Origin of the sequence: Rhodococcus sp. 05-2256-B1, from assembly GCF_002258465.1 — a bacterium.
Taxonomy (GTDB): Bacteria; Actinomycetota; Actinomycetes; order Mycobacteriales; family Mycobacteriaceae; genus Rhodococcoides; species Rhodococcoides fascians.
On sequence record NZ_NOZA01000027.1, the window covers coordinates 94,467 to 120,899 of the forward strand.

Below are 26,433 nucleotides of genomic sequence, written 5' to 3' on the forward strand. Positions count from 1 at the left end.
CCCTCGTTCTGTGGCATTCTCGCCGCCGCCCGGTTCAGCGCCGCGCCGCGTGCGCGGTATCGAGCACGATCTGCGCAACGGCAGCCGCAGCACCCTTGTGACCGGCTCCTGCCGCAGCACGGGACATCGCGGCGATGCGCTCGGTGTCGGCCACCAAAGCGACGACCGTGTCGGTCACGTACTGCGCGCTCAGCGTCGCGTCGGCTACCAGGATGCCACCTCCGGCGTCGACGACGGGACGGGCATTGAGCTCCTGCTCACCGTTGCCGTGCGGTAGAGGCACGTACACGGCAGGAAGCCCGGTCGCGGAGACTTCGGCGACCGTCATGGCACCGGACCGGCAGATCGCGAGATCGGCCGCCGCGTAGGCCAGGTCCATCCGGTCGATGTAGGGCACTGCGACGTACGGAGCATCCGGATTGCTCTGCTCCACGTCCAGTGTGTTCTTGGGACCGTGTGCGTGCAGAACCGAGATGCCGGCGGCGGCAAGGGCGGCCGAGGCACCGGACACTGCGTCGTTGAGTGAACGCGCGCCCTGTGAACCGCCGAACACCAGCAGCACCGGCCCGTGTTCGGGCAGACCGAAATGAGCGCGAGCCTGCGACCGCATCGCTGCGCGATCGAGACCGGTGATGGTGGGCCGCACCGGAATTCCGATCACTTCTGCATCCTCGGACCCCGGTGCAGAGATACCAGATCCGGCGACGGCGGCAAGGACTCGTTCGGCGCTGCGTGCACCGACCTTGTTCGCGATGCCGGCGCGGGCATTGGCCTCGTGAATGATCACCGGAATACGGCCGCCGCGACCGAGAAGTCGACCGCGGGCAGCGAGATACGCAGGAAGCGCGACGTAACCGCCGAAGCCGACCAGTACATCGGCCTCGACCGCAGCGAAGATCTCCCGGGTTCGACGCACCGACCGTGCGACCCGAACCGGTAACTTCACCAGGTCGAGAGTGGGCTTGCGAGGCAGCGGCACGGGCGGTATCAGTTCCAGCGCGTAGCCGCGGGCGGGTACCAGTGTCGTTTCGAGCCCCCGGCTGCTGCCGAGGGCGGTGACGGTGACGGTGGGGTCGAGCTCGCGCAGGGCGTCGGCCACGGCGAGCGCGGGCTCGATGTGTCCGGCGGTTCCGCCTCCGGCCACCACCACGGATATCGGCCTCGATGTCTGCTTCACCGTCGATATCCTCGCTCACCCGAGCGGACCGGCGGACGACCGGGTTGCGGTTCCGGACGCGGCCGATACGGCGACCGTGGTCCGGCGGCGTACCCGCTGCCGGTGTCTCGGCGTTGGGGCTCGGCACGGCGGGCGTGGCCACGGGGTGCGTTCCTGGCCGACCCGTTGGGGCCGGCCGTGTCCACCCGTGAACTCGACACCCGGGTACGTCCGGGCTCGGGTGACCGTGCCCCGCGGCTGTCCTTGTTCTTGCGGGACTCGAGACGTGTGCGATCCTGCGCCGCCAACGTGGGACGGGTGGATTTGGAGCGTGCCATCGCGGCCCGCTTCGGTGAGAAGACAGCAGGCAGCGGCAATCTCAGAGCTCGGGCGATACGACCCTCTTGCCCGGCGTGCAGTGCGGCGATGGCTTCCGGTTCGTGTCGGGCCGCACTGGCGATGATCCCGAACATCAACAGCGTGATGGCCGTGGACGTACCGCCGTAGGACACCAGCGGAAGCTGCAGACCGGTCACCGGCAGCAGCCCGACCACGTAGCCGATGTTGATCATGGCCTGACCGAACACCCAGCACGTTGCGCCTGCAGTCAACAGACGCAGGAACGGATCGACCGACCGCATTGCGATGCGTAGGCCGGTGTAGACGAAGAGACCGAACAATCCGATGACGGCGAGGCAGCCGATCATGCCGAGCTCCTCGCCGATGATCGCGAAGATGAAGTCGTTGTGCGCGTTGGGGAGGTAGCTCCATTTCGCGCGACTCTGTCCCAATCCGCGACCGAAGAGTCCGCCGTCGGCCAAGGAGTACTTGGCCTGGGTGGACTGATACGACAGACCCTGGGTGTCCTCCCCCGGGTTGAGCCAGGCCTTGACGCGGTTCGAGCGGTAGCCGGCGGTGAACGCGAGCACGGTCGCCAGAGCCAAACCGGTCACCAGGACTGCTCCGAACAGCCGGGCGTTGAGGCCGGCGAACCACAGTAGTGCGACGAGAATGATGCCCAGGGCGATCGCGGTACTGAGGTTGGGCTGGAGCACGACGAGCAGACACATGAGCAGGCCCGCAGGCAGCAACGGCACCAGCAGCGACTTGATGTTGCCGTGCTCGCTGCGACGGGAGGCCAGCAGGTGCGCTCCCCACAGAACCAACGCGACCTTCGCCAGCTCGGACGGCTGGAACGAGACGACACCGAAGTCGAACCAACGCCGTGCGCCCTGACGCTCGGCACCGATACCGGGGATCAACACCAGCATCAACATCGTGATCGAGACCAGGAAGAGCGGGAACGACAATTTGCGCAGGTATCGCACCGGCAGCCGAAGCGCCGCATAAAACGCGACCACACCCAGTGCGACACCGATCAGCTGTTGCGTGAACAGCGCGTAGCCGGACTCGTCGGCTGCGAACGATTCGGCCGACGACGCGGACAGCACCATGACCAGTCCCAGCACGGTGAGCAGCACCGCGATCGTGACGATGAGGTGGAACGACGCCAGCGGCCGACCGAACCACAGTCCGATTCGGGTGCGCGGCGTGGTGGTGCGACGAGGTGGACGCGCCGGTCGAGCTGCGGTGGTCACGATCGCGGCGATCCGAGGGCGGCGATGTCGAGGCGCTCGACGGACTCGGCGAAGCTTCGGCCGCGGTGGCCGTAATCGACGAACATGTCCAACGACGCAGCCGCGGGGGCCAGCAGGACGGTATCGCCGGAGGCGGCGAACCCCGCAGCGTGGTCGACGGCCGCTCGCATCACCGCATCTGCATCTTCAGCCTCATGAGTCACACCAGCATCGTCTCCCGAAGGGAGCCTGACGACCGGAACATCGGGGGCGTGTCGCGCCAAAGCCTCTGCGATCTGCATCCCATCGCGGCCCAACACCACAGCAGCCACGAGCCGATCGGCGATCTCGACGACCAGATCGTCGATCACCGCACCCTTCAACAACCCGCCCGCGATCCACACGACCCGATCGTGCGCGAGGATCGACGAGCGCGCGGCATGCGGATTCGTCGCCTTGGAATCGTCGACGAACGTCACCCCACCGAGCTCACGCACCACTGCGGCCCGATGCGGTCCCACCCGGTACGTCCGCAATCCGTTTCGGACGGCCTCGGCGTCGACACCGATCGATCGCGCCAACGCAGCCGCGGCCAACGCGTCGAGCACACCGGACGGGCCACTCGGTTCCACCTCGTCGGCCCGGAGCAACTCGACGTTGTCCCCGAACGCACGGTCGACGAGCATTCCCGCCCGCACTCCCAGCTCGCCCGCGGCGGGTTCGTTCAGGCGGAAACCGACGACCGTCGCTGCCGGTGCCCCCGCCCGCAGACCGGCCGCCACCGCGTCGTCGAGTCCGACGACCCCGACGTCCCCGCTCAACGCGCGCGCCTTGGCCTGGACGTACCCGTCCATGCCCCCGTGCCAGTCCAGATGGTCCTCGGCGATGTTGAGCACCACCCCCGCCGCGGGACGAACCGACGGTGCCCAGAACAACTGGAAGGACGACAGCTCGACCGCGAGTACGCGCGGATGCGGGGTACCGCGCAACGCGTCGGCGATGGGGAGGCCGATGTTTCCGCAGGCGACGGAGTCGATTCCGGCAGCGACGAGGATCGACGCGAGCATCGAGGTGGTGGTCGTCTTACCGTTCGTGCCGGTGACCACCAGCCAGCGAGCTCGCGGGCCGTACACCTCGGCGCGGTCGAGATGCCACGAGAACTCCACGTCGCCCCACACCGGGACGCCGTGGTCGGCGGCCGCAGCCAGCACCGGAGAGTCCGGCCGGAACCCGGGACTGGTGACGACGAGCGCAAAGGCCGCGATCGCGTTCGAATCGGCGAGCAGATCGTCCTGAACCACTACGGCAGCACCGAGCGCCGACGCCTCGTCGAGCGCAGCTCGGTTCGAGTCGGTGACGGTCACGAGTGCGCCGAGGTCCAGCAGTGGGCGTACGACGGCCAGCCCGGAGATGCGCGCACCGGTGACCAGCACGGAACTACCGCGCAACCAGGACAGATCGGTCGAGGCTTCGGTCATCGCCTAACCGCCCACAGCCGCGAGGTATTCGCTGTAGAACAGTGCCAAGCCGACGGCCGAGGCAATCGCGGCGAGCAACCAGAACCTGATGATGACCGTCGTCTCGGCCCAACCGGCCAACTCGAAGTGGTGATGGAACGGGGCCATTCGGAACACGCGTCGCCGACTCGACCGGAACACTGCAACCTGGATGACGACCGACGCTGCTTCGGCGACGAACAACGCGCCGATGACCACCATGATCAGTTCGGTCTTGGTGACCACGGACAGTCCTGCGATCAGGCCGCCCAGAGCGAGGGATCCGGTATCGCCCATGAAGATCTTGGCGGGCGCGGCGTTCCACCACAGGAAACCGATGCAGGCACCGGCCGCCGACGCGCACACCAGGGCCAGGTCGAGAGGGTCGCGTACGTCGTAGCAACCCGGCGCAGGACCGGCCGGTCCTGCACACGCCTGCCGGTACTGCCAGAAGGTGATGACGGTGTACGCCCCGAGGACCAATGTCATGGACCCGGCCGCCAGGCCGTCGAGGCCGTCGGTGAGATTGACCGAGTTGGACCACGCGATCACCAGCAGACAGACGAAGAACACGAAGACAGCAGCCGACATCGACCACGTTGCGATGTCGCGCACATACGACAGTTGAGTGCTGCCCGGAGTCAATCCGTCGTCACTGCGAAACTGCAGGACCAGGATGGCGAACAGCACCGCCGCGGTGATCTGGCCGACGTATTTGCCGGTGGCGTTCAGACCGAGGTTGCGCTGTTTACGAATCTTGATGAAGTCGTCGAGAAAGCCGACGAGGCCGAGCACGGTGGTCAGGCCGAGTACGAGTAGAGCCGAGGCCGACGGCCCCTCGGCGTCGTATCCGATGCCGATCAGGTGCGAGCCCAAGTAGCCGGCCCAGATCCCGACCAGGATCGCCACGCCGCCCATGGTGGGAGTACCGCGCTTGGACTGATGGCTCGCCGGGCCCTCGACCCGGATCTCCTGGCCGAAGCCCTGTTTCGAGAAGGTCTTGATGAGCACGGGAGTCAGCAGAATTGCGACTGCAAGTGCGATCCCTCCGGCGAACAGGATCTGTCTCACTGCTCGCCCTCCGACGGTTCGGCCAACAGGGCGTCGGCCGACGGTTCGGCCAACAGGGCGTCGGCAACGGTCCACATCGCGCCCGACTGCGAGGCCTTGACCAGAACGATGTCGCCGGCGCGAACCTCGTCCTCGAGCACGGCGATGGCGGTCTCGCGGTCGGGTACGAGCATCGATTCCTCGCCCCAGGACCCTTCCATGACGGCGCCCTGATGCAGCGCACGCGTGGGCCGACCCGAATCGACGATGATCAACCGATCGACGTCCAGGCGGACGGCGAGCCGACCGATCGCATCGTGCTCCACCACCGATTCGCCGCCGAGCTCGCCCATCTCCCCCAGCACCGCCCAACTGCGCCGCTTCGGCCCGTCATCACGCCGCGACATCGACACCAGCGCCTTGAGGGCGGCCCGCATCGAATCGGGATTCGCGTTGTACGAGTCGTTGATGACGGTGACGCCGTCCGCGCGGGTGCGTACATCCATCCGGCGGATCGAGGTGGGTACCGCGGTCGAGAGCGCTTCGGCAACCTGGGCCACGCCGGCCCCGCACTCGAGCGCGACGGCCGCGGCAGCCAGGGCGTTGCCCACCTGATGTTCACCGTGCACCGCCAGGGTGATGTGCGCCGAGCCTGCCGCACACACGAGCGTGAACGACGCCCGCGCATCGGTGTCGACCACGACGTCGACAGCCCGGACGTCGGCGTCCGCGTTGAGTCCGACGGTGACGACGGCCGCCTTCGTGCGTGTCGCCATCTCGGCGACCAGACGATCGTCGATGTTGAGGATCGCCACGCCGCCGTCCGCAGCAGCGGGCAATGCCTCGACCAGTTCGCCCTTGGCCAGCGCGATGGCGGCACGTGAACCGAACTCGCCCAGGTGCGCGGTTCCGACATTGAGAACCACCCCGATCCGGGGCGGCGCGAGCCTGGCGAGTTCGGCGATGTGGCCGATTCCCCGGGCGGACAGCTCGAGGGCGAGGAAGTCGGTATCGGAGTCGGCCCGCAGAGCAGTCCATGGATGCCCGAGTTCGTTGTTGAACGATCCGGGTGGGGCCACCACGGATCCGAGCGGACGCAGCACAGCCGAGATGAGATCCTTCGTCGACGTCTTGCCCGACGACCCCGTCACGCCCACCACGGTCAGGTCGTGGTGCGCGGTCAGTTCGAGCACCGATTCCCGGGCCAATGCACCGAGCGCGGTCAGCACCGCAGCGCCGGCCCCCTCCGGGTCGTGTTCGAGTGCCATCGCACGGCTCGCGTGCGGCGCCGGCCGAACGACGACAGCCGGGACGCCCACCGGACGCGCCGCGAGAACGACAGAAGCGCCTGCGGCCACGGCGTCGGCCGCGTGCTCGTGGCCGTCCACCTTGGCACCGGGCAGGGCGAGAAAGACACTGCCGGGTGTGACCTTGCGTGAGTCGAACTCCACCGGCCCGGCGACCAGCACCGTCGGGTCCGCCACGTCGTGCAGTTCGCCGCCGACGATCTCGGCGATGCGAGCGATCGAGAGCGGTATCACCGTGCGCCTGCGCTCGTGGTGACCAGTCGTGCGTCGATGGCCGATGCGAGTACCACTCGGTCGTCGAACGGATACTTCACCCCCGCCACCTCCTGGCCCGTCTCGTGTCCTTTACCTGCGATCAACACAACGTCCCCCTCACGTGCCCACGCCACGGCTTGTTCTATCGCCGCTGCGCGGCCTTCGACATTTCGTACTTCGCCACGAGCGTCGTCGGGCACCGACAGTGCACCGTCTTCGACGGCATGCCGTATCGCGGCCGGATCCTCACTGCGCGGATTGTCGTCGGTCACCACGAGCAGATCGGCACCGCGCGCTCCGGCCGCACCCATCAGAGGGCGCTTGGCGGTGTCTCGATCCCCGCCGGCACCCAACACGACGGCGATACGTCCACGGGACGACTCTCGCAGAGTCGCCAGCACCGCTTCGACCGCAGCGGGCTTGTGGGCGTAGTCGACCACCGCGAGGAAGTCCTGGCCACGATCGATTCGTTGCACTCGACCGGGCACGTCGACGGTCGCGATTCCGGGCGCCGCCGTCGCGGCATCCACGCCTGCCGCTTCGCAGGTCGCGAGCGCGAGCACGGCGTTGGCGACGTTGTAGCGACCCGGCAGACGCACCGACACCGGCAACGACGTTCCGTTCGGAACGGCAACGGTGAACGACTGCGTTCCGTCGTCGTGCTTGGCCCACTCGGAGACGGTCCACTGCGAGTCGGCACCGGTGGACACCGTGACGACCGTGGATCCGGCCGACCGGGCGATATCGGCCATCCGCACTCCCCAGGCATCGTCGACGCACACGACCGCTGTGTCTGCCCGTACCGGCGAATCGACCCCGAACAGCCGGCTCTTGGCCAGAAAGTAGTCCTCGAGCGAGTCGTGGAAGTCGAGATGATCCTGGGACAGGTTGGTGAACGCGCCGACCGCGAAGTCGGTGCCGTCGACTCGGCCGAGGGACAACGCATGGGAGGACACTTCCATCACCACGGTGTCGACTCCGGCCTCGACCATGACGGCGAAGAGCGCATGCAACTGCGGAGCCTCGGGGGTGGTGAGAGCGCTCGGTACGTGCTGGCCCACTACGCGGGTCTCGATCGTGCCGATCAGTCCGCAGCGGCGGCCGGCGGTTGTCAGGCCGGCCTCCACGAGGTACGCGGTCGTCGTCTTGCCCGACGTGCCGGTGATTCCGACGACCGTCATCTTCGACGACGGATTGCCGTACACGAGGGCGGACACGGTTCCGAGCACCTGGCGTGGTCGGTCGTGCACGAGGACAGGAACATGGCGATCGGCGGTGGCGAGGACGCCGCGGACGATGTCGGCACCGGATGGGTCGGTGAAGACCGCCGCTGCACCCCGCTCGATCGCGTCGGCGGTGAACTCGGCTCCGTGCCGAGCGGATCCGGGTAGCGCGGCGAAGAGATCGCCGGGACGAACGGACTGCGCTCGCAGATCGATTCCGGTGACCTGCACTCCGTCGAGGTGTCCCCACTCGATCGTTGCACCGACAGCGGACGCCACGTCGGATACGTCGGTGTGCGGCGGATTCGCCGGCCGAGACCCCGGAGCGGGTTGTGAATCCGATGACACAGTCACTCCTGCTCCCTTCCTCTGTACTTCCACCGCACACTGCGTCAGCTCGAACACGCTGCGGTGGCTGATCGACGAACACGCCTCGAGCCGATGTGTCAGATTACCGGCGACCGTGATCGGCATGCTGCCGCCCCGATTCCCAGACTGGAAGATTCGGGCCTCAGTCGGCCTGAAGAACCAACTTGGGGCCCGGGTCTGCGGACATCGGAACACTGTCGCGCTGCAACAGCCAGCTGGCGATGTTGTGGAACAGCGGTGCGGCCGACTGCCCTCCCGAGCCGTCGGCGCTGCGGGACGGCGCGTCCAGCATGATCCCGATCACGTAGCGAGGATCGTCTGCCGGAGCGATACCCGCGAACGTGATCCAGTACTTCGAGTTCGAGTAGCACTTGCACTCGGGATCGACCTGCTGGGCCGTGCCGGTCTTACCACTGATCTGGTAGCCCTCGACACCTGCGGCGACTCCGGTACCGCGCTGATTTCCAGTGTCGTCCTGGGTGACCGACCGGAACATGTTGCGGACCGTCTTCGCCGTATCGGGACTGACCACGTACACCCCGTCGGGTCGCGGCGTCTCGGTTCGTTCGCCGTTGGCGTCCACCGTTGCCGCGACGATCCGCGGCGGGATGCGCACACCGTCGTTGGCGATCGCCTGGTACATCCCGGTCATCTGCAGGAGCGTCATCGACAGACCCTGCCCGATCGGCAGGTTGGCGAAGGTACCGCCCGACCACTGATCGCGGCTGGGCACGCTGCCTGCGCTCTCGTTGGGGAGGCCGACGTCGCTGCGCTGGCCCAGGCCGAACTTGTTCAGCATGTCGGCATACCGATCCTCGCCGACACGTTGAGCCAGCATCAGAGTCCCCACGTTGGAGGACTTACCGAACACTCCGGTGGAGGTGTACGGCGCAACTCCGTGTTCCCAGGCGTCCCGGACCGAGACACCGGACATGAAGATGTTGCCCGGTACCTGCAGCACCTCGTCGGGTGTGGTGAGCCCGTACTCGATAGCGGCTGCAGCAGTGATGATCTTGTTGACCGAACCGGGCTCGAACGGCGTCGTGACGGGCAGATTGCCCATCTCCTTGGTCCGTTCGTTGTTTCCGACGCCGATTCCGGGGTTGAAGGTGTTGTCGTTCGACATGGCCAGCACTTCGCCGGTGTGCGAATCCTGAACGTAGGCAGACGCATTCTTGGCCCCGGACAGATCTTTCGCCAGCTGCACCTGCTGCTGTACGTAGTACTGCAGGTCCGCGTCGATGGTCAGTTCCACGTTCGAGCCGTTGACCGCGGGCTGCTTGTCGCGCCAGCTGCCGGGAATGACGGCCCCGTCGGAACCGCGATCGTAGGTCTGCGATCCGTCGGTACCGGCGAGCGTGGCGTCGAGCGAATCCTCGAGCCCGAGCAGGCCGTGTCCGTCCCACCCGGTGGCCCCGACGATGTTCGCGGCGAGCGAGCCACCCGGGTACTCGCGGATGTCCTGACGTTCGAGCCCGACCTGCTTGAATTCCTTGCTGATGTTCGACGCCACGGTGGCGTCCACACCCCGTGCCAGATAGGTGAATTCGTCGTTGCTCTTCAGTTTCGCGAGCAGATCCTTCTTGCTGACGACGTCACCGAGATCGCTGTGGATCCGCTCGGCGATGTCGTCGAGGTACTTGTCGGTTTCCGGCTTCGTCGGATCCTTCGCGCGTGCCTCGTCGAGTTCTCTACGAACCCGGACCGGCTGGAACGTCAGCGCTTTCGCTTCCATGGTGAAAGCGATCGGGTTTCCGTTGCGATCGAGGATCGAGCCGCGCATCGCCGGATCGACGAGGGTGGTGGTGCGCTGCGAGGCGGACTCGGCCGACAGTGTCGGCGCATCGAATCCTTGAATCCAGAGCAACTGTGCCGCGACGACCGCCAAAGCCACGTACATCAAGATGCGGCCCGTACCGTGCCGAAAACGAAATGTGGACGAGTCCAAACGCTTTCGTCCCGGCCGCGCTCGATCTGCGGGCCGGGGACGTGACGCAGGCGACGGCCTGGTCACTGCTCGTCACCGGAGGATTCGCCGGGGGCGGGAGCCGAGGGGGTGCTCATGGGAACCAATTGTTCAGCAAGCGCGGCAGTTCCGGCACCATTGGGCGCACTCGGCGTGGCGGCACGGGTGTCACCTGCGCCCGTCGGCCTGGTGGGCTGCGACGCACTCCTCGGAGTCTGCGACTGCGCCGACTGTCGTGCGGGATTCTGTGTCGACGCACTCGGAACCGAGCCCTCCCCCGAGCCGGTGGCGGGAGGCGGATCGAGGGGTGCAACCGGCGCACCGTCGGCGGGAGCGGGCGTGCCGACGACCTGCACACCGCCCTCGGGGGCTACGACGAGGCGGGCGGGGTTCTTGGCGGGGACCATTCCGATCGCGGCGGCTTTGCGCGCGAGCTCGGGCGCAGATTCCGCGAGCTCGACGTCACGCTGCAAGGAGGCACGCTGTTGTGCGAGCTCGGCGTTGACGGCCTTGGCGGCACTGAGGTCGTAGGAGTCGCCCGCCGAGCGCGTCGTCAACAACAACGTCAAGCCGAGCCCGAGGGCAAGCAGACCGATGACCAAGGCTACGAACGGGATTCGAGCCGCAATGGCACTGCCGTTGAGCGTCGGACGAAGTGAGGCCGCTGAACCGCGAGCAGAATCCGACGTATGTATCGAGGCACGCTGCTGCCTGCGCTCGTAGGCGCGCAATGCGGCTCCGGACCGACCACCGCGGCCGGCCCGCTCGGGTCGAGTAGCCGGAACCCGATTGCGTTGTGTTCCAACAGTTGTGCCTGGAACCGTCATTCCGCTCTCCTTGCAATCCGTTCGGCGGCGCGCAACCTCACCGGGGCCGAGCGTGGGTTGACTTCGATTTCCTCGTCCGAGGCGCGTTCCGCACCTCTGGTCAACAGCCGAAATTCCGGACCCATCCCGGGAAGTTCGACCGGCAACCCCTCGGGACTTCGAGACTTGATCCGAGGGGCCAACTCCTGCTTGACAACTCGATCTTCGAGCGACTGATACGACATGAAGACGACGCGGCCGCCGACGGCCAAGGCGTCGAGTCCGGCCGGCACCGCGGCTTTGAGCGAATCGAGCTCCCCGTTGACCTCGATACGCAGCGCCTGGAAAGTTCGCTTTGCCGGATGCCCACCGGTGCGGCGAGTCGCGGCCGGTATTGCGGCATACAGCAATTCGACCAACGGGCCGCTCGTCGTGAACGGCGTGTGCTCACGTCGCCGCAGAATTGCGGACGCGATCTTGCCTGCGAACCGCTCTTCTCCGTAGGTGCTGAGCACGCGAGCGATATCGCCGTGCGAGTACGTATTGAGCACGTCGGCTGCCGTGATGCCCTGCGTCGGATTCATCCGCATGTCCAGCGGTGCATCGACGGAATACGCGAAGCCGCGGTCCGACTCGTCCAGCTGCATCGACGACACTCCGAGGTCGAACAGGATGGCGTGAACGGAATAGGTCGCGGGAAGTCCGGCCTCGTCTAGGGCGGCGGCAATGCCCTCGTATGTGGTGTGCACCAGAGTCGTTCGATCCGAGAACGGGGCCAGTCTGGCACCCGCCTTGTCGAGCGCGTCAGGATCGCGATCGAGTCCGATGAGGTGCAGACCGGGATACTTCCGTAGAAAGTGTTCGGCGTGACCGCCGAGTCCGAGCGTGGCGTCGATCATGACCCGAGTCGTGTCGGGGTCGTCCGCCGATTCCACTGCGGGCCCGAGAAGCTCGTCGGCACGCTCGAGTCGAACGGGGACGTGGATCGGGCCGCCGGAGCGACGGTGAGTGCGGTCGGCGGACGCGTCGTTCTCGTCCGGCCCGGCTCCCTCCGTCATGGTCCCTCCCGGTTGCGTATACGTACTTCTCGCCCGGGTCCGGGCCCTGCGGGTCGTCCATTGCGGCCGGTGCGAATGCTTCGAGGTCCCTGTCCGATAGGGAACCTGGCGTTGGGGAAGAACGTCAGGGTCCTGATCTGCGAAACCTGGCGTTGGGGAAGAACGTCAGGGTTCTGATCGGGCAGAGGCCTCGCTGCACTCGCAGCCGGCCTCGGTGGTCTACAAGATCCCTCCGAGGGATTCGTCGAACGCGTCGGAGAAATCCTGCTCGTTCTCGGCGGAGTAGCGGGCCCAGGCTTCGTCGTTCCAGATCTCGATGAAGTCCATCGATCCGATCACCACGCAGTTGCGTTCGAGTCCCGCATACCGACGGTGCTCGGGACTGATGGTGATACGGCCCTGTCCGTCCGGCCGCTGTTCGTCGGTTCCCGAAAAGAACTGGCGCACATAGGCACGGGCTTTGGGGTTGGCACGAGAGGCCGCCGTCAACTTTCGAGAACGCTCTGCGAAGTCTGCCGCGGTGTAGACAGCAAGGCTGAAATCCTGCCCCTTGCTCACCATGACACCTCCCGCAAGCGCGTCCCGAAACTTGGCCGGCAACGTGAGTCGACCCTTGTCGTCGAGCTTCGGCGTGTAGGTACCGAGAAACACTCGCCACCTCCAGCCTCGACTCTCCGCTGCGGACCACTTTACCCCACTCTCCCCCACTTCGAACCATTCACAGCCCGAAAACTTTGTGGACAACCACATATCCGCAGCTCAGACGCAAGAAGATTGCCCGTTCAGGTTGCCGCGTTCGACGTCGGCCCTGATCTGGCCGACGCAATCCCCCGGGGCGCGCGGCGTCGCGAGCAGGCACTTTGTGCGACAACCCGCCTGACAAGCGCAGCTGGACCCTGAAAGTGGGGACTGGGTGGGGTGAAGTGGGGACAATGGCGGCTGTGGGGGGAAGTGGGGAGTTCGCCCCGGAACCACCACCCGGGAACCACCACCCCGGAACCACCGCACGGGAACGATCGCCCCGCGTCGTCGCTGGGGCGCACTTGATCGAGTACGCCGCGCGACAGGGGCTACGGAATGCTCGCCGTATCGAAGAGCCGTGGAACGACAGCAGCACCTCACCCGAGGGTGAGGTGCTGCTGTCGAATCGGTGAAGTTGTGGTGGGTGACCGTCAGGCCCAGGGAGATCCGGACGGCGGAGTCATATCACTCCTGATCGAACCGCTTACGAAAACGGTCTTCCATTCGAGAGGTGAAGCTGCCGCCCTTGCGGCCACCACTCGATTTCGGCTGAGCACTACGACCTTGCGTGCCGGCTCGGTCGCTTGCGCTACCTTCTTCGCCGGTCGCGGCAGCTCCCTTCTTGGAGCCGCCGAACAAGAACAGTGCCCCGGCACCGAACATGAAGAGAAAGCCGATGAGGCTGACGACGAGAAAACCCAGACTGTTCGTCGACAGTGCTACACCGGCGACGAGCAACACGAGTCCCACGACGAACAACGCGGCAGCCTGAAAACGCCTCTTGCTCGACGCCGCGCGAACGCGACCGCCCCTCACATGGGACGCGAATTTGGGATCCTCGGCGTAGAGAGCGCTCTCGATTTGATCGAGCATGCGCTGCTCGTGCTCGGAGAGTGGCACGGTACCTCCCCCTGCACAGATAATGAGAGTCGTTTCGGTTCAGAAGCGACGGGAAGCTGACCTTGGCGGCTACCTACTGACGATGATACGAGCTGAATCGGCCGCTTACCACCTACTCGCACTATGTGTTCCTGAGAAACGACCAAGTTTTCGAGACGGACGTCTCGGAAACACTTGTCGAACACCGTGTGACGTGGCCGTTCACGTCCGTTCGAACTCGAGGAATCGACGCGGCGGGCTATGCGGACAGCGGTGCCGCCATCGGATCGACGGGCTGGAACCTCGACTGACCGCCCAACCGGTCCTCGACCGCGTTCAGAAAACGACTGACGTGTCGATAGAAGTCGTCGGCGTCGACGTCTCCGACAGCGGACGAGGCACCCGCCTCGACTGCCGCGCGGGTTGCGGAGAAGGACGAGAAGTACTCGGACCAGATCGCCAGATCCGGCGCAGCCTTCGCCATCAGAACCCAGGCGTTGCGTGAACGTGGCCGCGAGCCGATCGAATTGGGCAGCGATGCCAGGACTGCGGCAGCACCCTTGAGTGCGGCGATGTAGCTTCCGAGGAAGCGGTCCCCCGCATCGCGCTCACCGATGGATTCGGACAGCAACGCATCGGCTCGACCGAGCAGGACCTGCGCCTGACGCGACACCGGCGACCGCACGCCGACATCGAATGTCTTCGTCATCGTCATACTCGAACACCTCCAGTTCGAATCTCCGGGCGCGCTACCGACACGCCTGGAACCGTGATGAAGCCTTACAGTCGAACTCCGGGAGAATCCGCCTCGTTCGTCGAGGTGATCCACCGGCGCGCTCGGCCCCGATCATCGAACACCCGTTCGACACATTCAATATAGCTGTGCCCACCGACAAGTTGCCGAAGAAAGGGTGAGAACCGTCGTCACCGATGCGCAGACAACCCCCTACGTGGTCGATCTGACGCCCCAGGAATTCCGTCGGCGCTTGTTCGAAGCTCTGGCGATCTACGTCGAGGCCATGGGATATCCCCGCGGAACCGAGCACAGCCGCGCACCGATGTGGACGGAGCATCTGCACCGGCCGGGCTGGCGAGCGGTGGGAGCCATGGTGCCCAATCCCGACAAGACGCAGCCGGACACGCTGGTCGCCGTTGCGTACGGGTATCACGGCGCGCACCATCAGTGGTGGCATCAGCAGGTCCGCGACGGATTGCGCCGCGCCGGACACTCGACACAGCACGTCGACGCCACCCTCGACGACTACTTCGAACTGACCGAATTGCACGTACTACCGAGCGCGCAAGGACACGGACTCGGCGGGCGTCTCTGTCGCAGGCTGCTCGACGGTGTTCGAGCGCACTCTGTGATGTTGTCCACACCCGAGGTCGCGCAGGAGGACAACCGCGCCTGGCGGTTGTATCGACGGCTCGGCTTCGAGGACGTACTGCGGCACTTCACGTTCGCCGGCGACCGGCGCCCCTTCGCGGTGCTGGGCCGCCGGTTGCCGCTCGACGGGCCCGTAGCCTGAAGGTGTGATCGATGCTGTGGTGGTGGGCTCCGGCCACAATGCCCTGACTTCTGCCTGCTACCTGACCGATGCCGGAATGTCGGTGGAGATCGTCGAACGCGACACCGTCGCGGGCGGTGCGGTGTCGACGGTGGAGCGCTTCCCCGGCCATCGAGTCGACCGCGGCTCGTCCGCGCACATCATGATCAGGCACACCGGGATCGTCGAAGAGCTCGGACTCGAGGAGTTCGGGCTGCGCTACATCGACTGCGATCCGTGGGCATTCGCCCCGGGCGACGTCGACACCGCCGAACGCGCCATCGTCTTCCATCGCAGCCTCGATCGAACGTGCGAGTCCATCGCTGCCGCCTGCGGGCCCGCCGATGCGCGCGCCTACCGTTCCTTCGTCTCGGTGTGGGGTCCGCGCAGCGAACGCACCATGCGCGCATTCGGTGGGCCGCCCACCGGGTCCAAACTGCTCCGATCCTTCTGGGGACTCGGTGCGCCCGACGGCGGCAGCGCGCTCTCGCGCGAGTTTCTTGCCACCGGCGATTCCCTGCTGGACGAAATGTTCACGAGCGAGCGACTCAAGGCTGCGCTGGCATGGTTCGGAGCGCAGTCCGGCCCGCCGATGTCCGAGCCCGGCACCGCCCCGATGGTCGGGTTCGCGGCTCTGATGCACACGCTCCCACCGGGCCGCGCCGTCGGCGGTAGCGGCGCACTGACCGAGGCGATGATCGCCCGGCTGCACCGGGACGGGGCAGCGCTGACGCTCGGCGATGCCGCCGTATCGCTGACGCGTCGCGCGCATGGCTGGACGACGAGGACCGCGTCGGGACGGGAGATCGACAGCACGATCGTCGTGGCCGGGTGTCACATCCTGACCACGCTCGACCTGCTGGCGGAGGGCGGACACGACGCGGCGCAGCTGGCCCGGTGGCGCTCCACCATTCGGGTGGGTCCGGGGATCGGTACCGCGGTTCGGTTGGCCACCGACGCGCTGCCGCAGTACCCGAGCGCCGACTGCATCGAGGACGGTACCCACGGTCTCGCGCTGCTCGTCCGCGACCGCGCGCAATTGCGGTTGGCTCACGGGCACGCTCTCGCCGGGGAGCTGCCGCCGAAACCCGCTGTTCTCGGCATGTCGTTCAGCGCCCTCGATCCGACGATCGCGCCGCCGGGTCAGCATCAGATCTCCCTGTGGTCGCAGTGGCATCCGCACACTCTCGCCGATGGCCGCCGGTGGCGCTCGAACGTACCGGGGCAACGTTCTTTGGCCGAGGTCGAGGGTGATCGAATCGTCGCCGAGCTCGATCGCTACGCCCCTGGATTCGCCGCGTCGGTCCTCGATCGGTACGTACAGTCGCCGCCGGACATCGAGCAGGAACTCGGACTGATCGGAGGCAACATCATGCACCTGGACATGTCACTGGACCAGATGATGATGTGGCGTCCTCATCCCCAACTGGCCGGCCACCGCGTTCCCGGAGCAGACGGTCTCTATCTCACCGGCGCGTCGACTCACCCGGGAGGCGGCGTCACAGCGGCCAGCGGCCGTTCGGCGGCGAGAATCGCACTCGCGGACGCACGCGCGGGGCGTCGTCGCGCATTCTTCAGCAGGAGACGAGCATGAAGATTGCCCCGACGGTCTTCGCGATCGGTGCCGTCGCCGCCCAGATCTGCTATCCGCTCGTATCGGGTTCGACGCGGGACGCGGTGACCATCGCGGTGGTCGCGCTACTCGCGCTGGCGTCGATCGCGCACGCCGTGCTGTACCGCGGAAAGCTGTGGGCGGCGGCTCTCGTGATCCTGACTGCAGGAACGGGATTCGTGTCCGAGCTCGTCGGCACGGCCACCGGGTTTCCCTTCGGCGAGTACTTCTACGCGCAGAATCGACTCGGCCCCAGCCTGTTCGAGGTCCCCGTGGTGGTTCCACTCGCCTGGACGGCGGGGTTCTATCCGATCTGGTGCGCGGTCACGTTCATCGTCGGCCATCTCGGTGCGACACGGCTCCGAGCGTCTGCATTCCGAATCGCCGCAGTCGCCGTCGGGATGGTGGGCTGGGACCTGTATCTCGATCCTCAGATGGTCACCGACGGCCAGTGGACCTGGACGTCCGGTGCCGTCGGACTGCCGGGTGTGTCGTCGATCCCGTTGACCAACTACGCGGGTTGGCTGTTGGTGGCGACATTGATGGCCGCAGTCATGGAAGCGGTGAACCGCGTGGTGGCCCCGCGCGCGTCCGACGACGTCGTTCCCCTCGGGCTGTTCCTGTGGACGTGGCTGGGTTCGGCGCTCGCGCACGCGGTGTTCCTCGACGGCCCCGAACTACGATTCTCGGCCGTCTACGGATTCGTCGTCATGGGTAGTGTCGGAATCCCGTTGCTGTGGATCGCACGTCGTCGCGGATCTCTACGTAGCCGACACGCACCGATGGCAACCCCTGCCGACTGACACCGACGCGACGCCCTGGCACGATGTCGCTGTGCAGTCGACATCACGAACATCCGCTCGTACCCGCCGACGCCGAGTTCTCTCGGTGCTCGCCCTGACGCTGCTGGTCGCGCCGATGCTGGCCGGCTGCTTGCGGGTCCAGGTCACGATGGGTGTGTCGGCCAACGACCGGGTGGCGGGTCAGATCGTCGCGGCGACGGTCCCCACCTCCGACACCGACACCGGCCCCGAACTCGTGGTGCCCTCCTCGATCGAGGACAAGGTCCGCGTCGAGCCGTACAACCAGGACGGGTACGTCGGGTCGCAGGCCATCTTCGACGACCTCTCGTTCGGTGATGTTCAGACACTCGGTTCGATCTTCCAGAACGCGGCCGGATCGTTTCAGCTGACCCTGCAGCGTTCGGGCGACACCGTGACGCTCGCCGGTAACGCCGACCTGTCGTCGGTACCGGTCCAGGGGTCCGACGTGCAGTTCACTATTGCATTTCCCGCCCGTATCGGGACCACCAACGGCACTCGCGAGAGCGACAACTCGATCTCGTGGAAGCTGCCGGCAGGCGAAGTCACCTCGGTGCGTGCCGAGGTCAACTACCCGGACCCCAACACTCGTAGCTTCGCCGGCTGGGCGGGCATCGTGGGCGGCGTGACCGTCGGAGTGGCCGCTATCGTCGGTGCCATGGCCTGGGTGTCGCGGAACCCACCGTTGGGCAACCGTCGTAAGCGCGCTGCCGAGACGGGCGAGTCGAACGACCGAACGTCGGTGTGATCGCCCCCATCTCGTCCCGCACGACAGATCTCGCCGAATGACGGTCCTGACCCGGGCGACTCGGGCGACTGCCGTTCTCGCCTCCACCTCCGCTGCCGTCGCGGTGTTCAATGCGCTGTTCGTGCCGGGTTTGCGTCGACCGAGCCGTGACGTCACCGAACGGGTCGCAGTGTGCATCCCCGCGCGCAACGAAGTCGACACGCTGCCTGCGTTGATCGGCGATCTCACGCGTCAACGATTCTGCACCGACCTGCAGGTCGTCGTCCTCGACGACGATTCGACCGACGGAACGGCAGCCGCTGCCGTCACCGCGGCGAACGGCGATCCGCGATTCCGCGTCGTGACCTCCCACGCGTCGCCGCCGCCCGGATGGACGGGTAAAGCCGCCGCGTGCGCCGAACTGGCCGACTCGGTCGACGTGGATACGACGATCGTCATGTTCGTCGACGCGGATGTCCGGCTCGAACCCGAGGCCCTCGCCGCCGCGGCGAGGAGGTTGCGCCGCCGCGGCGACGCTCTGATGTGCCCCTGGCCCGAGCAGGTGGCGGGTGGTCTCGCCGAACGCCTCGTTCAACCGCTGCTCGCGTGGTCGTGGATGTCGACGCTGCCCGTGCCGGTCGGCAATGCGACGCTGCTGCCGTCGATGGCCGTCGCCTGTGGGCAGTTCATGGCGTTCGATGCCGCCGCGTATCGCGTCGTCGGCGGCCACAGCTGCGTCGCGTCGAGTGCCACCGAGGATCTGGACATCGCGCGTGTCCTGCGTCGACGCGGGTTCTCGACGTCGGTTGCCTCCGGTGCCGGGTTCGTACGGTGCCGGATGTACCGCTCGGCCGCCGATGTTCGGGCGGGTTACAGCCGGTGGCTGTGGAACGAGTTCGGTGGGCCCGTCGGTTCGGCCACGGCTGCCCTTGCGCTGAGTACGGTCTACCTGTTGCCGCCGGTCGCGGCAGTCTTCGGTTCCGGTTCGACGCGGCGACTGGGTGTCGTCGGTTACCTCGCCGGGATCATCTCGCGCGTGGCATCTCGTCGGCGCGAGTCGGGACCCCGATTCGGCGCTCGCGATGTCGTCGACGCCGCGGTGCACCCGCTGTCGATTCTCGCCTTCGTGGGGCTCGTTGCGGAATCCCACATGCGACGACGCCGCGGCGCGCTGAGTTGGAAGTCGCGTCCGATGCCGACGTCGTAACGCCGATCGCAAGTCAGACGCGCGCGGCTGCCAGCCCCAGGTTGCTCAGGACCTCACGTGTCGCGCGCGCGAAATTCAACGTGATGAAGTGCAGCCCGGGCGCACCTTCCGCGATGAGCCGCTCGCCGATGTTCGTGGCGAGCTCGATACCCACCTCTCGAACCGCGGCCTTGTCTTCCTCGGCTCCGGATCCTGCTGCGCGAGTGAACTTCTCGTCCAGATGTGACGGCAATGTCGTGCCCGAGAGCTCGAGCATCCGGCGCACCGAACGCAGCGAGGTGATGGGCATGATCTCGGGGATGATCGGCTTGGCACCCTGCTCGGGGTCGTATGCGCTGACGCGATCACGCAGCCGCAGGTAGTCGTCCACGTCGAAGAACATCTGCGTGATCGAATACTCCGCTCCCGCACGCAGCTTCCCGACGAGGCACCTGGTGTCCTGCTCGAGATCGTCGGCGCGGTGATGGCCTTCCGGGAACGACGCCACTCCGACGTGAAAGTCGCCCAGTTCGCGGACCATACGCACCAGCTCTTCCGCGTACTCGACTCCCTCGGGATGCTTCTCCCACTCGCCGAGTGGATCTCCCGGGGGGTCACCGCGAAGAACGAGGATGTTGGTGATGCCGCGGTCGGCGTAAGACCCGACCATCGAGCGCAACTCGGCGACACTGTGCGACACGGCAGTGAGGTGCGCCACTGGCAGCAGAGTCGTCTCCTCCGCGATCTGACCGGTGACGCGCACCGTTCGATCGCGGGTGGAACCACCTGCGCCGTACGTCATCGACACGAACGCGGGCTGGAGTTGCTCGAACTCTCGCACTGCTCGCCACAACCTGGCCTCGGCGGCCTCGTCGCGCGGGGGCGAGAACTCCACCGAGAACGGGATCCTCGCTTCGGGTTCGGTCCGCAATCGGTCGACGATCGACGGCGTCCTCGTCACGAATCCTCGGCTCGACCGCCCCCTGACGGAATCTTCGCTCACCCGAAGATCATAGGTTGCGCTGCGCCGCCGGCCCGCTGGGCATCCCCCGACGGCGTAGTTCGCTGCTCGTCGGTGCCGGGTTCGGGTGCCTATTACTGTGGGACTGTAACGCGTCTTTCCCACGAAGACCTTGGAGGATCGTCCTGTCCGGAGACCTGTCCGCGCCCACCAACTCTGTGTCCGTGAATGCGACGTCGCTACGGGATTCCGTCGATGCGAAGCTCGCGGAGTTCTTCGCCTCGCGTCGTGCGGTCGTCGACAGCGTCGGCGGTGGCTACCCGGCCGCAGTGGCCGACCTCGAGGCGTTCGTACTACGCGGCGGCAAGCGCATGCGCCCAGCCTTCGCGTGGACCGCGTGGCTCGGCGCGGGCGGTGAGCCCACCGGGGACCGCGCCGACGCAGTACTGCGTGCGTGCTCGGCACTCGAGTTGATCCAGGCCTGCGCATTGATCCACGACGACATCATCGACTCGTCCCGCACCCGCCGAGGCTTTCCGACCGTGCATGTCGGCTTCGCTCAGCGACATCGCGATGCGGGGTGGTCGGGCTCGGCAGATCACTTCGGTGTCTCCGCTGCCGTTCTCGTCGGCGACCTGGCGCTGTGCTGGGCCGACGACATGCTGCGCGAGTCGGGTATCGACACGGACGCGGCGCGGCGGGCGCAGCCCGTGTGGTCCGCGATGCGTACCGAGGTGCTCGGCGGTCAACTCCTCGACATCGAGGCCGAAGCCGGGACGGACGAGAGCGTCGCGGCAGCCATGCGCGTCAACCGGTACAAGACCGCCGCCTACACAGTCGAACGCCCGCTGCACCTCGGGGCCGTTCTTGCCGGGGCCGGCGAACCGCTGACTGCGGCGTACCGCAGCTTCGGTGCCGACATCGGCATTGCCTTCCAGCTGCGCGACGACCTGCTCGGCGTGTTCGGCGACCCGGAGATCACCGGCAAGCCGTCGGGTGACGACATCACCGAGGGAAAGCGCACGGTGCTCATCGCCGTGGCCTTGCAACAAGCGGACGCGAGCCGTCCCGATCACGCGGCGAAGATTCGAGCCAGTCTCGGTACCGAGCTCAGCGAGAGCGAGGTCGCCGACATCCGATCGATACTCACCGAACTGGGCGCCGTCGACGCCGTCGAACGACAGATCGACGAACTGGGCACCCGGGCCGTTGCCGCGCTGGACGACAGTTCCATCGATCCGATCGCCGCCGAACACCTTCGTGCCATGGCCACCGCCGCCATCCAACGGCAGTACTGAAAGAGAGCGTCATGTCTACGATCCGAACCGTTCCCGGCCGCACCGACTCGGTCGTCGTCGTGGGAGCTGGATTGGCCGGCCTGGCCGCGGGGCTCCACCTACTGGGCGCAGGCAAGAAGGTCACGATCGTCGAGCGCGACGACACCGTGGGCGGCCGCGTGGGGGTGTATCCGGTGACCGACTCCGACGGAACGCATCTCTACGACATCGACAACGGTGCGAGCGTACTCACGATGCCGAACCTGGTGCTCGAAGCGTTGGCCGCCGTGGGTGCCGACTTCGAGTCCACGACGCCGCCGATTCGGCTGACGTCCCTGTCGCCGTCGTACCACACGCGGTACGCCGACGGCACGTCCATCGACGTCTACTCGGACCCGGAGGCAATGGCCGCCGAGGTCGAGCGGACCTGCGGTACGGCCGAGGCGCAGGGCTACCGCGATCTCCGGCGCTGGCTCGCCGACATCTTCGATGCCGAATTCGACCGCTTCATCGACTCGAACTTCGATTCGCCGCTGGACCTCGTGGGATCCAAGGCCGCGATCACCGATACCGCAACGCTGACGAAGCTGGGCGGCTTCGGTCGCCTCGGGCCACGGGTCGATCGTTTCCTCGAGGACACCCGTCTGCGCCGAGTGTTCACGTTCCAGGCCCTCTACGCCGGCATGGCACCGCAGAAGGCGCTGGCCGTCTACGGTGCGATCGCACACATGGACACCTCCCTCGGGGTGTTCTTCCCCGAGGGAGGCATGGCGGCTATCGGGCGGGCCATGGCCGACGCGTTCGTGACGGCGGGCGGCACGCTCGAACTGGGCACCGACATCGTCGACATCACCGTCGACCGCGGCCGTGCCGATGCCGTCCTCACCGCCGAGGGACGTCGAATCGCTTGCGACGCATTGATTCTCACCGCCGACTTGCCCGTCGTCGATCGCCTGCTCGATCGCGCCTCGGTGTCGAAGAAAGGCAGGCGCAACGGGTACGGCGTCGTGTCGCCGTCCGCCGTCGTGGCCCACGGAACGGTTCCGGTCGAACTCACGGCGTCGTGGCCTGCGCGGGCGCACCACACCATCGACTTCGGTGACGAATGGGCCGAGACCTTCCGCCGGATCACCGCCCGCTCCGGCAAAGGATCTCTGATGGCCGATCCGTCACTGCTGATCACGCGGCCGTCGGTGAGCGATTCGGGCCTCGAGGTCGTGCGCGACGGGGTCCGCAGCGAGCCGGTCTCGATCCTCGCCCCGTGCCCCAACCTCGACAGCGCTCCCCTCGCCTGGACCGAACTGGCTCAGCCCTACCTCCGAGAGATTCTGGCGACGCTGGAGGGCCGCGGATACACCGGACTCGCCGACGCTTTCGTGCTCGATCACATCGACACACCGCAGACGTGGGCGGACAAAGGCATGTTGTCGGGCTCGCCGTTCTCGTCCGCGCACGTCTTCCGGCAGACCGGGCCTTTCCGGAGAAAGAACATGGTCGCCGGCCTCGACAACGTGGTTCTCGCGGGCTCCGGAACCACTCCCGGCGTGGGCGTGCCGACCGTCTTGGTCTCGGGCAAGCTGGCGGCAGAACGAGTGACAGGGCCGCGAGGGCGGTAGGTTCGTCCGATCGACTGCGTCGACCAACTAAGCTGAGCGCGATCGTTTGCCGGTCGCGATCTTTGCTGCGACCATGATCCTTCGGCCGACAGCGAGAACGCGTCGGCGCGGAGCCACATCTCGACACACACGACTCGCAGCAGAGGAGGAGCAGGCGGCAATGTCTTCGGTTTCGTCGCACTCCACCTCCGAGGGGCGCTCGTCGGACGGGTCTGCACCGGTGCCTGCGCGGCATCCGTCGAGACTGACGACCACCGGAAACTTCCTGCGAAGTCCCGAGGGCAAAGCAGCGATCCTCGGGGTTCTCGGTGCGGTCTGCATCATGTTCGGTGGATTCGGCGCGGGCAGCGTGCGCCGTCGTGACCCTCTGCTCGAAGAGATGCATCTGTCGTGGCTGCGATTCGGCCACGGCTTCGTGCTGTCGACCGTCATCGTCTGGGCCGGTGTGTTGTTGATGATCACCGCCTGGGTCAGGCTCGGCCGAGCCACGCTGCACGGCCGCACCACGGTGGGCGAGCTCCGGTGGATCGTGCCCGCATGGACGGCACCGCTGCTGCTGTCGGTGCCGATGTTCAGCCGCGACGCTTACTCGTACCTCGCTCAAGGTGCGTTGCTACGGGACGGCTTCGACCCGTATGCCGTTGGGCCCGTGGCCAATCCGGGAATCCTGCTCGACAACGTCAGCAACGTGTGGACCACGACCACTGCCCCGTACGGGCCACTGTTCCTACTCCTCGGTCGCGGCATCACGAGCCTGACCGGTGACAATGTGATCGCCGGAACCATGCTGCTTCGCCTGACCATGCTCCCCGGGCTCGCTCTGATGATGTGGGCCGTCCCGCGACTGGCCACCCATCTGGGCGGGCGCGCCACGACGGCGGTGTGGCTCGCCGTGCTCAATCCCCTGGTGCTGATCCACCTCATCGGCGGAGTGCACAACGAGTTGCTCATGGTCGGCCTGATGACCGCGGGCATCGTGCTCGCGCTCGAGCGTCGCCACGTGGCCGGCATCGCGCTGGTGGCGATCGCTGTGGCCATCAAGGCAACTGCCGGTCTCGCTCTGCCGTTCCTGGTGTGGATCTGGATGCTGCACCTCCGCGACAAGGCGCGCGAAGAAGGCCGCACACCGCCTGCACCGATTCTGGCGTTCACGAAGACCGCGGGCATCGGAGCGTCCGTTTTCGTCGCGGTGTTCGCCGTCGCGTCTGTGATCGCCGGAGTCGGCATCGGCTGGCTCACGGCATTGTCCGGCTCGGCGAAGATCATCAACTGGCTGTCGCTGCCGACGATCCTCGCGCATCTGGTGACCGTCAGCACCTCGTGGTTCCTCGATCTGCGTCTCGGACCGGTTCTCGACGTCACCCGGTTGCTGTGCGCGATCGCCTTGGTGGTCATCCTGGCCGGGGCGTGGTGGTTGGGCCGCCGATCCGAGCGGGACGCTGTCAAGGGCATCCTGATCGCTCTTGTCGCCACTGTCGTTCTCTCCCCCGCCGCGCTGCCCTGGTACTACTCGTGGCCGTTGGCGATCGCGGCCGGCTTTGCGTTGTCCCGCCGAACTCTGATGGTTCTCACCGGCCTGTCGACCTGGCTGATGCTGGTGTTCCAACCCGACGGATCCATCGGCCTGTACACGTTCGTGCACGTGGCCCTCGCAGTTTTCGCTGGTGTCGTTGCCGCGCTGGCGCTGACCCGAGTCGACCCGTTGCGTTTGCGATCGGACCGCTCCCGGGAACACCGTGCCGTACCCAACGCCCCCAAGACCGCGCCCGTCTCCACCGAAGACGACGCCACACCGTGAGGTCCCGCGCCATGAGTGCCCGCGTATCGAGAGAACTGACCGACATCGATCCTGCTCTGCACGAGGCGTATCGCATCTGCCGCGAACTGAACGCCCAGCACGGCAAGACCTATTTTCTGGCAACCAGACTGTTGCCCGTCGACAAGCGCGCAGCCGTGCACGCTCTGTACGGTTTCGCTCGGATGGTCGACGACATCGTCGACCTCGAGGGTACCGACATCGCGGTCGGTTCGGACGAACTGAACGCCCGCAGAATCGTCGAACTCGACATCATCGAATCCCGGGTGCGCGACGCCTTGGCCGGAAAACCGCTGTCCGACAGCACATCCGATCAGGTGTTGAGCGCATTGTGCGACACGGTCGCTCGGTACGAGATTCCCCACGATTACTTTTTCGCGTTCATGCATTCGATGCGCATGGACATCCCGGGCAGCGCGATGTTCGTCTCGCGGTACCGAACGATGGAGCAGTTGAACGAGTACATGTACGGATCGGCCGCAGTCATCGGACTGCAGATGTTGCCGATTCTCGGAACGGTGGTTCCGCGAGCCGAGGCGGAGCCGTCGGCTGCGGCGTTGGGCGAGGCGTTTCAGCTGACCAACTTCATCCGCGACATGGGTGAGGACCTCGACCGCGACCGCATCTATCTCCCGACCGACGAACTGGCGGCCTTCGGGGTCGACGAGGATCTGTTGCGGTGGTGCCGGACCACCGGCTCGGTCGATGCCAGAGTCACCCGCGCCCTCGCCCACTCGATCGCCGTCACCCGGTCGATCTACCGGACGTCGGACGCCGGGATCGACATGTTGGATCCGCGAGTGCGTCCGTCCATGCGAACGGCGTCCATTCTGTACGGCCGCATTCTCGACGAGGTCGAGGCGCAGGGCTACCGGGTGCTCTCCCAGCGTGCGACCGTGCCGCAGTGGACTCGCGCACGCGTCGCGCTGCCGCAGTTCGCCGTCACCGGCTGGAAGCGCGCCACGGTCCGCTGACGACCGCTGTTCC

The 26,433-nt window shown here is 66.5% G+C and carries 22 protein-coding genes; 9 read left to right on the plus strand and 13 right to left on the minus strand.

The window, feature by feature from the left end; genetic code table 11:
* Window positions 1-34 precede the first annotated feature (34 nt).
* From murG to CH285_RS15975, 12 genes are all read right to left on the minus strand, one after another.
* Window positions 35-1,177, minus strand: a complete 1,143-nt coding sequence (gene murG, locus CH285_RS15920; protein ID WP_027497344.1) for an undecaprenyldiphospho-muramoylpentapeptide beta-N-acetylglucosaminyltransferase — start codon at window positions 1,175-1,177, stop codon at window positions 35-37.
* Window positions 1,174-2,754, minus strand: a complete 1,581-nt coding sequence (gene ftsW / locus CH285_RS15925) for a putative lipid II flippase FtsW (protein WP_094644268.1) — start codon at window positions 2,752-2,754, stop codon at window positions 1,174-1,176. Before ftsW ends, murG begins: the two co-directional genes overlap by 4 nt.
* A complete protein-coding gene (gene murD / locus CH285_RS15930) occupies window positions 2,751-4,211 on the minus strand; it encodes a UDP-N-acetylmuramoyl-L-alanine--D-glutamate ligase (RefSeq protein WP_094644269.1) in 1,461 nt (486 codons plus the stop codon). Before murD ends, ftsW begins: the two co-directional genes overlap by 4 nt.
* Window positions 4,212-4,214: 3 nt before the next feature.
* Window positions 4,215-5,300, minus strand: a complete 1,086-nt coding sequence (gene mraY / locus CH285_RS15935) for a phospho-N-acetylmuramoyl-pentapeptide-transferase (RefSeq protein WP_027497347.1) — start codon at window positions 5,298-5,300, stop codon at window positions 4,215-4,217.
* Window positions 5,297-6,820: a UDP-N-acetylmuramoyl-tripeptide--D-alanyl-D-alanine ligase gene (locus CH285_RS15940; protein ID WP_032382815.1), complete on the minus strand. Its 1,524-nt coding sequence runs from the start codon at window positions 6,818-6,820 to the stop codon at window positions 5,297-5,299. The genes mraY and CH285_RS15940 overlap by 4 nt, the downstream gene beginning before the upstream one ends.
* Window positions 6,817-8,418, minus strand: coding sequence for a UDP-N-acetylmuramoyl-L-alanyl-D-glutamate--2,6-diaminopimelate ligase (locus CH285_RS15945; RefSeq protein WP_032382923.1), 1,602 nt, complete (start codon window positions 8,416-8,418; stop codon window positions 6,817-6,819). The genes CH285_RS15940 and CH285_RS15945 overlap by 4 nt, the downstream gene beginning before the upstream one ends.
* Before the next feature lie 157 nt (window positions 8,419-8,575).
* Entirely contained in the window at window positions 8,576-10,447 is a 1,872-nt protein-coding gene (locus tag CH285_RS15950; protein ID WP_032368105.1) for a peptidoglycan D,D-transpeptidase FtsI family protein, read from the minus strand.
* Window positions 10,444-11,226 (minus strand): hypothetical protein, encoded by a 783-nt coding sequence (locus tag CH285_RS15955; protein WP_230074472.1) that lies wholly within the window; start codon window positions 11,224-11,226, stop codon window positions 10,444-10,446. Before CH285_RS15955 ends, CH285_RS15950 begins: the two co-directional genes overlap by 4 nt.
* Entirely contained in the window at window positions 11,223-12,263 is a 1,041-nt protein-coding gene (rsmH, locus tag CH285_RS15960) for a 16S rRNA (cytosine(1402)-N(4))-methyltransferase RsmH (protein ID WP_027497351.1), read from the minus strand. The genes CH285_RS15955 and rsmH overlap by 4 nt, the downstream gene beginning before the upstream one ends.
* Before the next feature lie 219 nt (window positions 12,264-12,482).
* Window positions 12,483-12,914: a division/cell wall cluster transcriptional repressor MraZ gene (gene mraZ / locus CH285_RS15965; RefSeq protein ID WP_027497352.1), complete on the minus strand. Its 432-nt coding sequence runs from the start codon at window positions 12,912-12,914 to the stop codon at window positions 12,483-12,485.
* Window positions 12,915-13,469: 555 nt separating this feature from the next.
* Window positions 13,470-13,904 (minus strand): DUF3040 domain-containing protein, encoded by a 435-nt coding sequence (locus CH285_RS15970; RefSeq protein ID WP_027497353.1) that lies wholly within the window; start codon window positions 13,902-13,904, stop codon window positions 13,470-13,472.
* Window positions 13,905-14,142: 238 nt separating this feature from the next.
* The gene (locus CH285_RS15975) at window positions 14,143-14,592 is read right to left on the minus strand and encodes an SAV_6107 family HEPN domain-containing protein (RefSeq protein ID WP_230074380.1); all 450 of its coding nucleotides are present in this window, start codon (window positions 14,590-14,592) and stop codon (window positions 14,143-14,145) included.
* A gap of 202 nt (window positions 14,593-14,794) precedes the next feature.
* On the opposite strand from CH285_RS15975, the gene CH285_RS15980 reads away from it, so the two are divergent.
* From CH285_RS15980 to CH285_RS16000, 5 genes are read left to right on the plus strand one after another with little or no spacing between them, the layout of a single operon-like run.
* Entirely contained in the window at window positions 14,795-15,412 is a 618-nt protein-coding gene (locus CH285_RS15980) for a GNAT family N-acetyltransferase (protein WP_094644271.1), read from the plus strand.
* 4 nt (window positions 15,413-15,416) lie between these two features.
* Entirely contained in the window at window positions 15,417-17,024 is a 1,608-nt protein-coding gene (locus tag CH285_RS15985; protein WP_027497356.1) for a phytoene desaturase family protein, read from the plus strand.
* Complete coding sequence (locus CH285_RS15990) at window positions 17,021-17,845, plus strand: carotenoid biosynthesis protein (protein ID WP_032368106.1); 825 nt, start codon at window positions 17,021-17,023, stop codon at window positions 17,843-17,845. Before CH285_RS15985 ends, CH285_RS15990 begins: the two co-directional genes overlap by 4 nt.
* A gap of 31 nt (window positions 17,846-17,876) precedes the next feature.
* Complete coding sequence (locus CH285_RS15995; protein WP_045841254.1) at window positions 17,877-18,611, plus strand: LppM family (lipo)protein; 735 nt, start codon at window positions 17,877-17,879, stop codon at window positions 18,609-18,611.
* 37 nt (window positions 18,612-18,648) lie between these two features.
* Entirely contained in the window at window positions 18,649-19,797 is a 1,149-nt protein-coding gene (locus CH285_RS16000; RefSeq protein ID WP_094644272.1) for a glycosyltransferase, read from the plus strand.
* 13 nt (window positions 19,798-19,810) lie between these two features.
* On the opposite strand, the gene metF is transcribed toward CH285_RS16000, so the two are convergent.
* Window positions 19,811-20,737, minus strand: coding sequence for a methylenetetrahydrofolate reductase [NAD(P)H] (gene metF, locus CH285_RS16005; protein ID WP_032368108.1), 927 nt, complete (start codon window positions 20,735-20,737; stop codon window positions 19,811-19,813).
* A gap of 185 nt (window positions 20,738-20,922) precedes the next feature.
* Here metF and CH285_RS16010 point away from each other — a divergent pair, with 185 nt between their 5' ends.
* The 4 genes from CH285_RS16010 to CH285_RS16025 all read left to right on the plus strand — a co-directional run bounded on the left by CH285_RS16010 (window position 20,923) and on the right by CH285_RS16025 (window position 26,420).
* Window positions 20,923-22,035 carry a polyprenyl synthetase family protein gene (locus tag CH285_RS16010; RefSeq protein WP_426376040.1) on the plus strand — a complete coding sequence of 371 codons (1,113 nt, stop codon included), beginning with the start codon at window positions 20,923-20,925 and terminating at the stop codon, window positions 22,033-22,035.
* A gap of 11 nt (window positions 22,036-22,046) precedes the next feature.
* The gene (gene crtI, locus CH285_RS16015) at window positions 22,047-23,630 is read left to right on the plus strand and encodes a phytoene desaturase family protein (RefSeq protein ID WP_176458481.1); all 1,584 of its coding nucleotides are present in this window, start codon (window positions 22,047-22,049) and stop codon (window positions 23,628-23,630) included.
* A 160-nt stretch (window positions 23,631-23,790) separates the two neighbouring features.
* On the plus strand, window positions 23,791-25,428 hold the full coding sequence (locus CH285_RS16020; protein ID WP_094644387.1) for an alpha-(1->6)-mannopyranosyltransferase A: 1,638 nt from the start codon (window positions 23,791-23,793) through the stop codon (window positions 25,426-25,428).
* A gap of 11 nt (window positions 25,429-25,439) precedes the next feature.
* Window positions 25,440-26,420 (plus strand): phytoene/squalene synthase family protein, encoded by a 981-nt coding sequence (locus CH285_RS16025; RefSeq protein WP_032368109.1) that lies wholly within the window; start codon window positions 25,440-25,442, stop codon window positions 26,418-26,420.
* Window positions 26,421-26,433: the final 13 nt, after the last annotated feature.

Excerpts from the sequence above, each read along its gene's own strand:
- murD (WP_094644269.1), bottom strand. The coding sequence starts at position 4,211 with ATGACCGAAGCCTCGACCGATCTGTCCTGGTTGCGCGGTAGTTCCGTG.
- CH285_RS15955 (WP_230074472.1), bottom strand. The coding sequence starts at position 11,226 with ATGACGGTTCCAGGCACAACTGTTGGAACACAACGCAATCGGGTTCCG.
- rsmH (WP_027497351.1), bottom strand. The coding sequence starts at position 12,263 with ATGACGGAGGGAGCCGGGCCGGACGAGAACGACGCGTCCGCCGACCGC.
- CH285_RS15975 (WP_230074380.1), bottom strand. The coding sequence starts at position 14,592 with ATGACGAAGACATTCGATGTCGGCGTGCGGTCGCCGGTGTCGCGTCAG.
- CH285_RS15990 (WP_032368106.1), top strand. The coding sequence starts at position 17,021 with ATGAAGATTGCCCCGACGGTCTTCGCGATCGGTGCCGTCGCCGCCCAG.
- CH285_RS16000 (WP_094644272.1), top strand. The coding sequence starts at position 18,649 with ATGACGGTCCTGACCCGGGCGACTCGGGCGACTGCCGTTCTCGCCTCC.
- crtI (WP_176458481.1), top strand. The coding sequence starts at position 22,047 with ATGTCTACGATCCGAACCGTTCCCGGCCGCACCGACTCGGTCGTCGTC.
- CH285_RS16020 (WP_094644387.1), top strand. The coding sequence starts at position 23,791 with ATGTCTTCGGTTTCGTCGCACTCCACCTCCGAGGGGCGCTCGTCGGAC.
- CH285_RS16025 (WP_032368109.1), top strand. The coding sequence starts at position 25,440 with ATGAGTGCCCGCGTATCGAGAGAACTGACCGACATCGATCCTGCTCTG.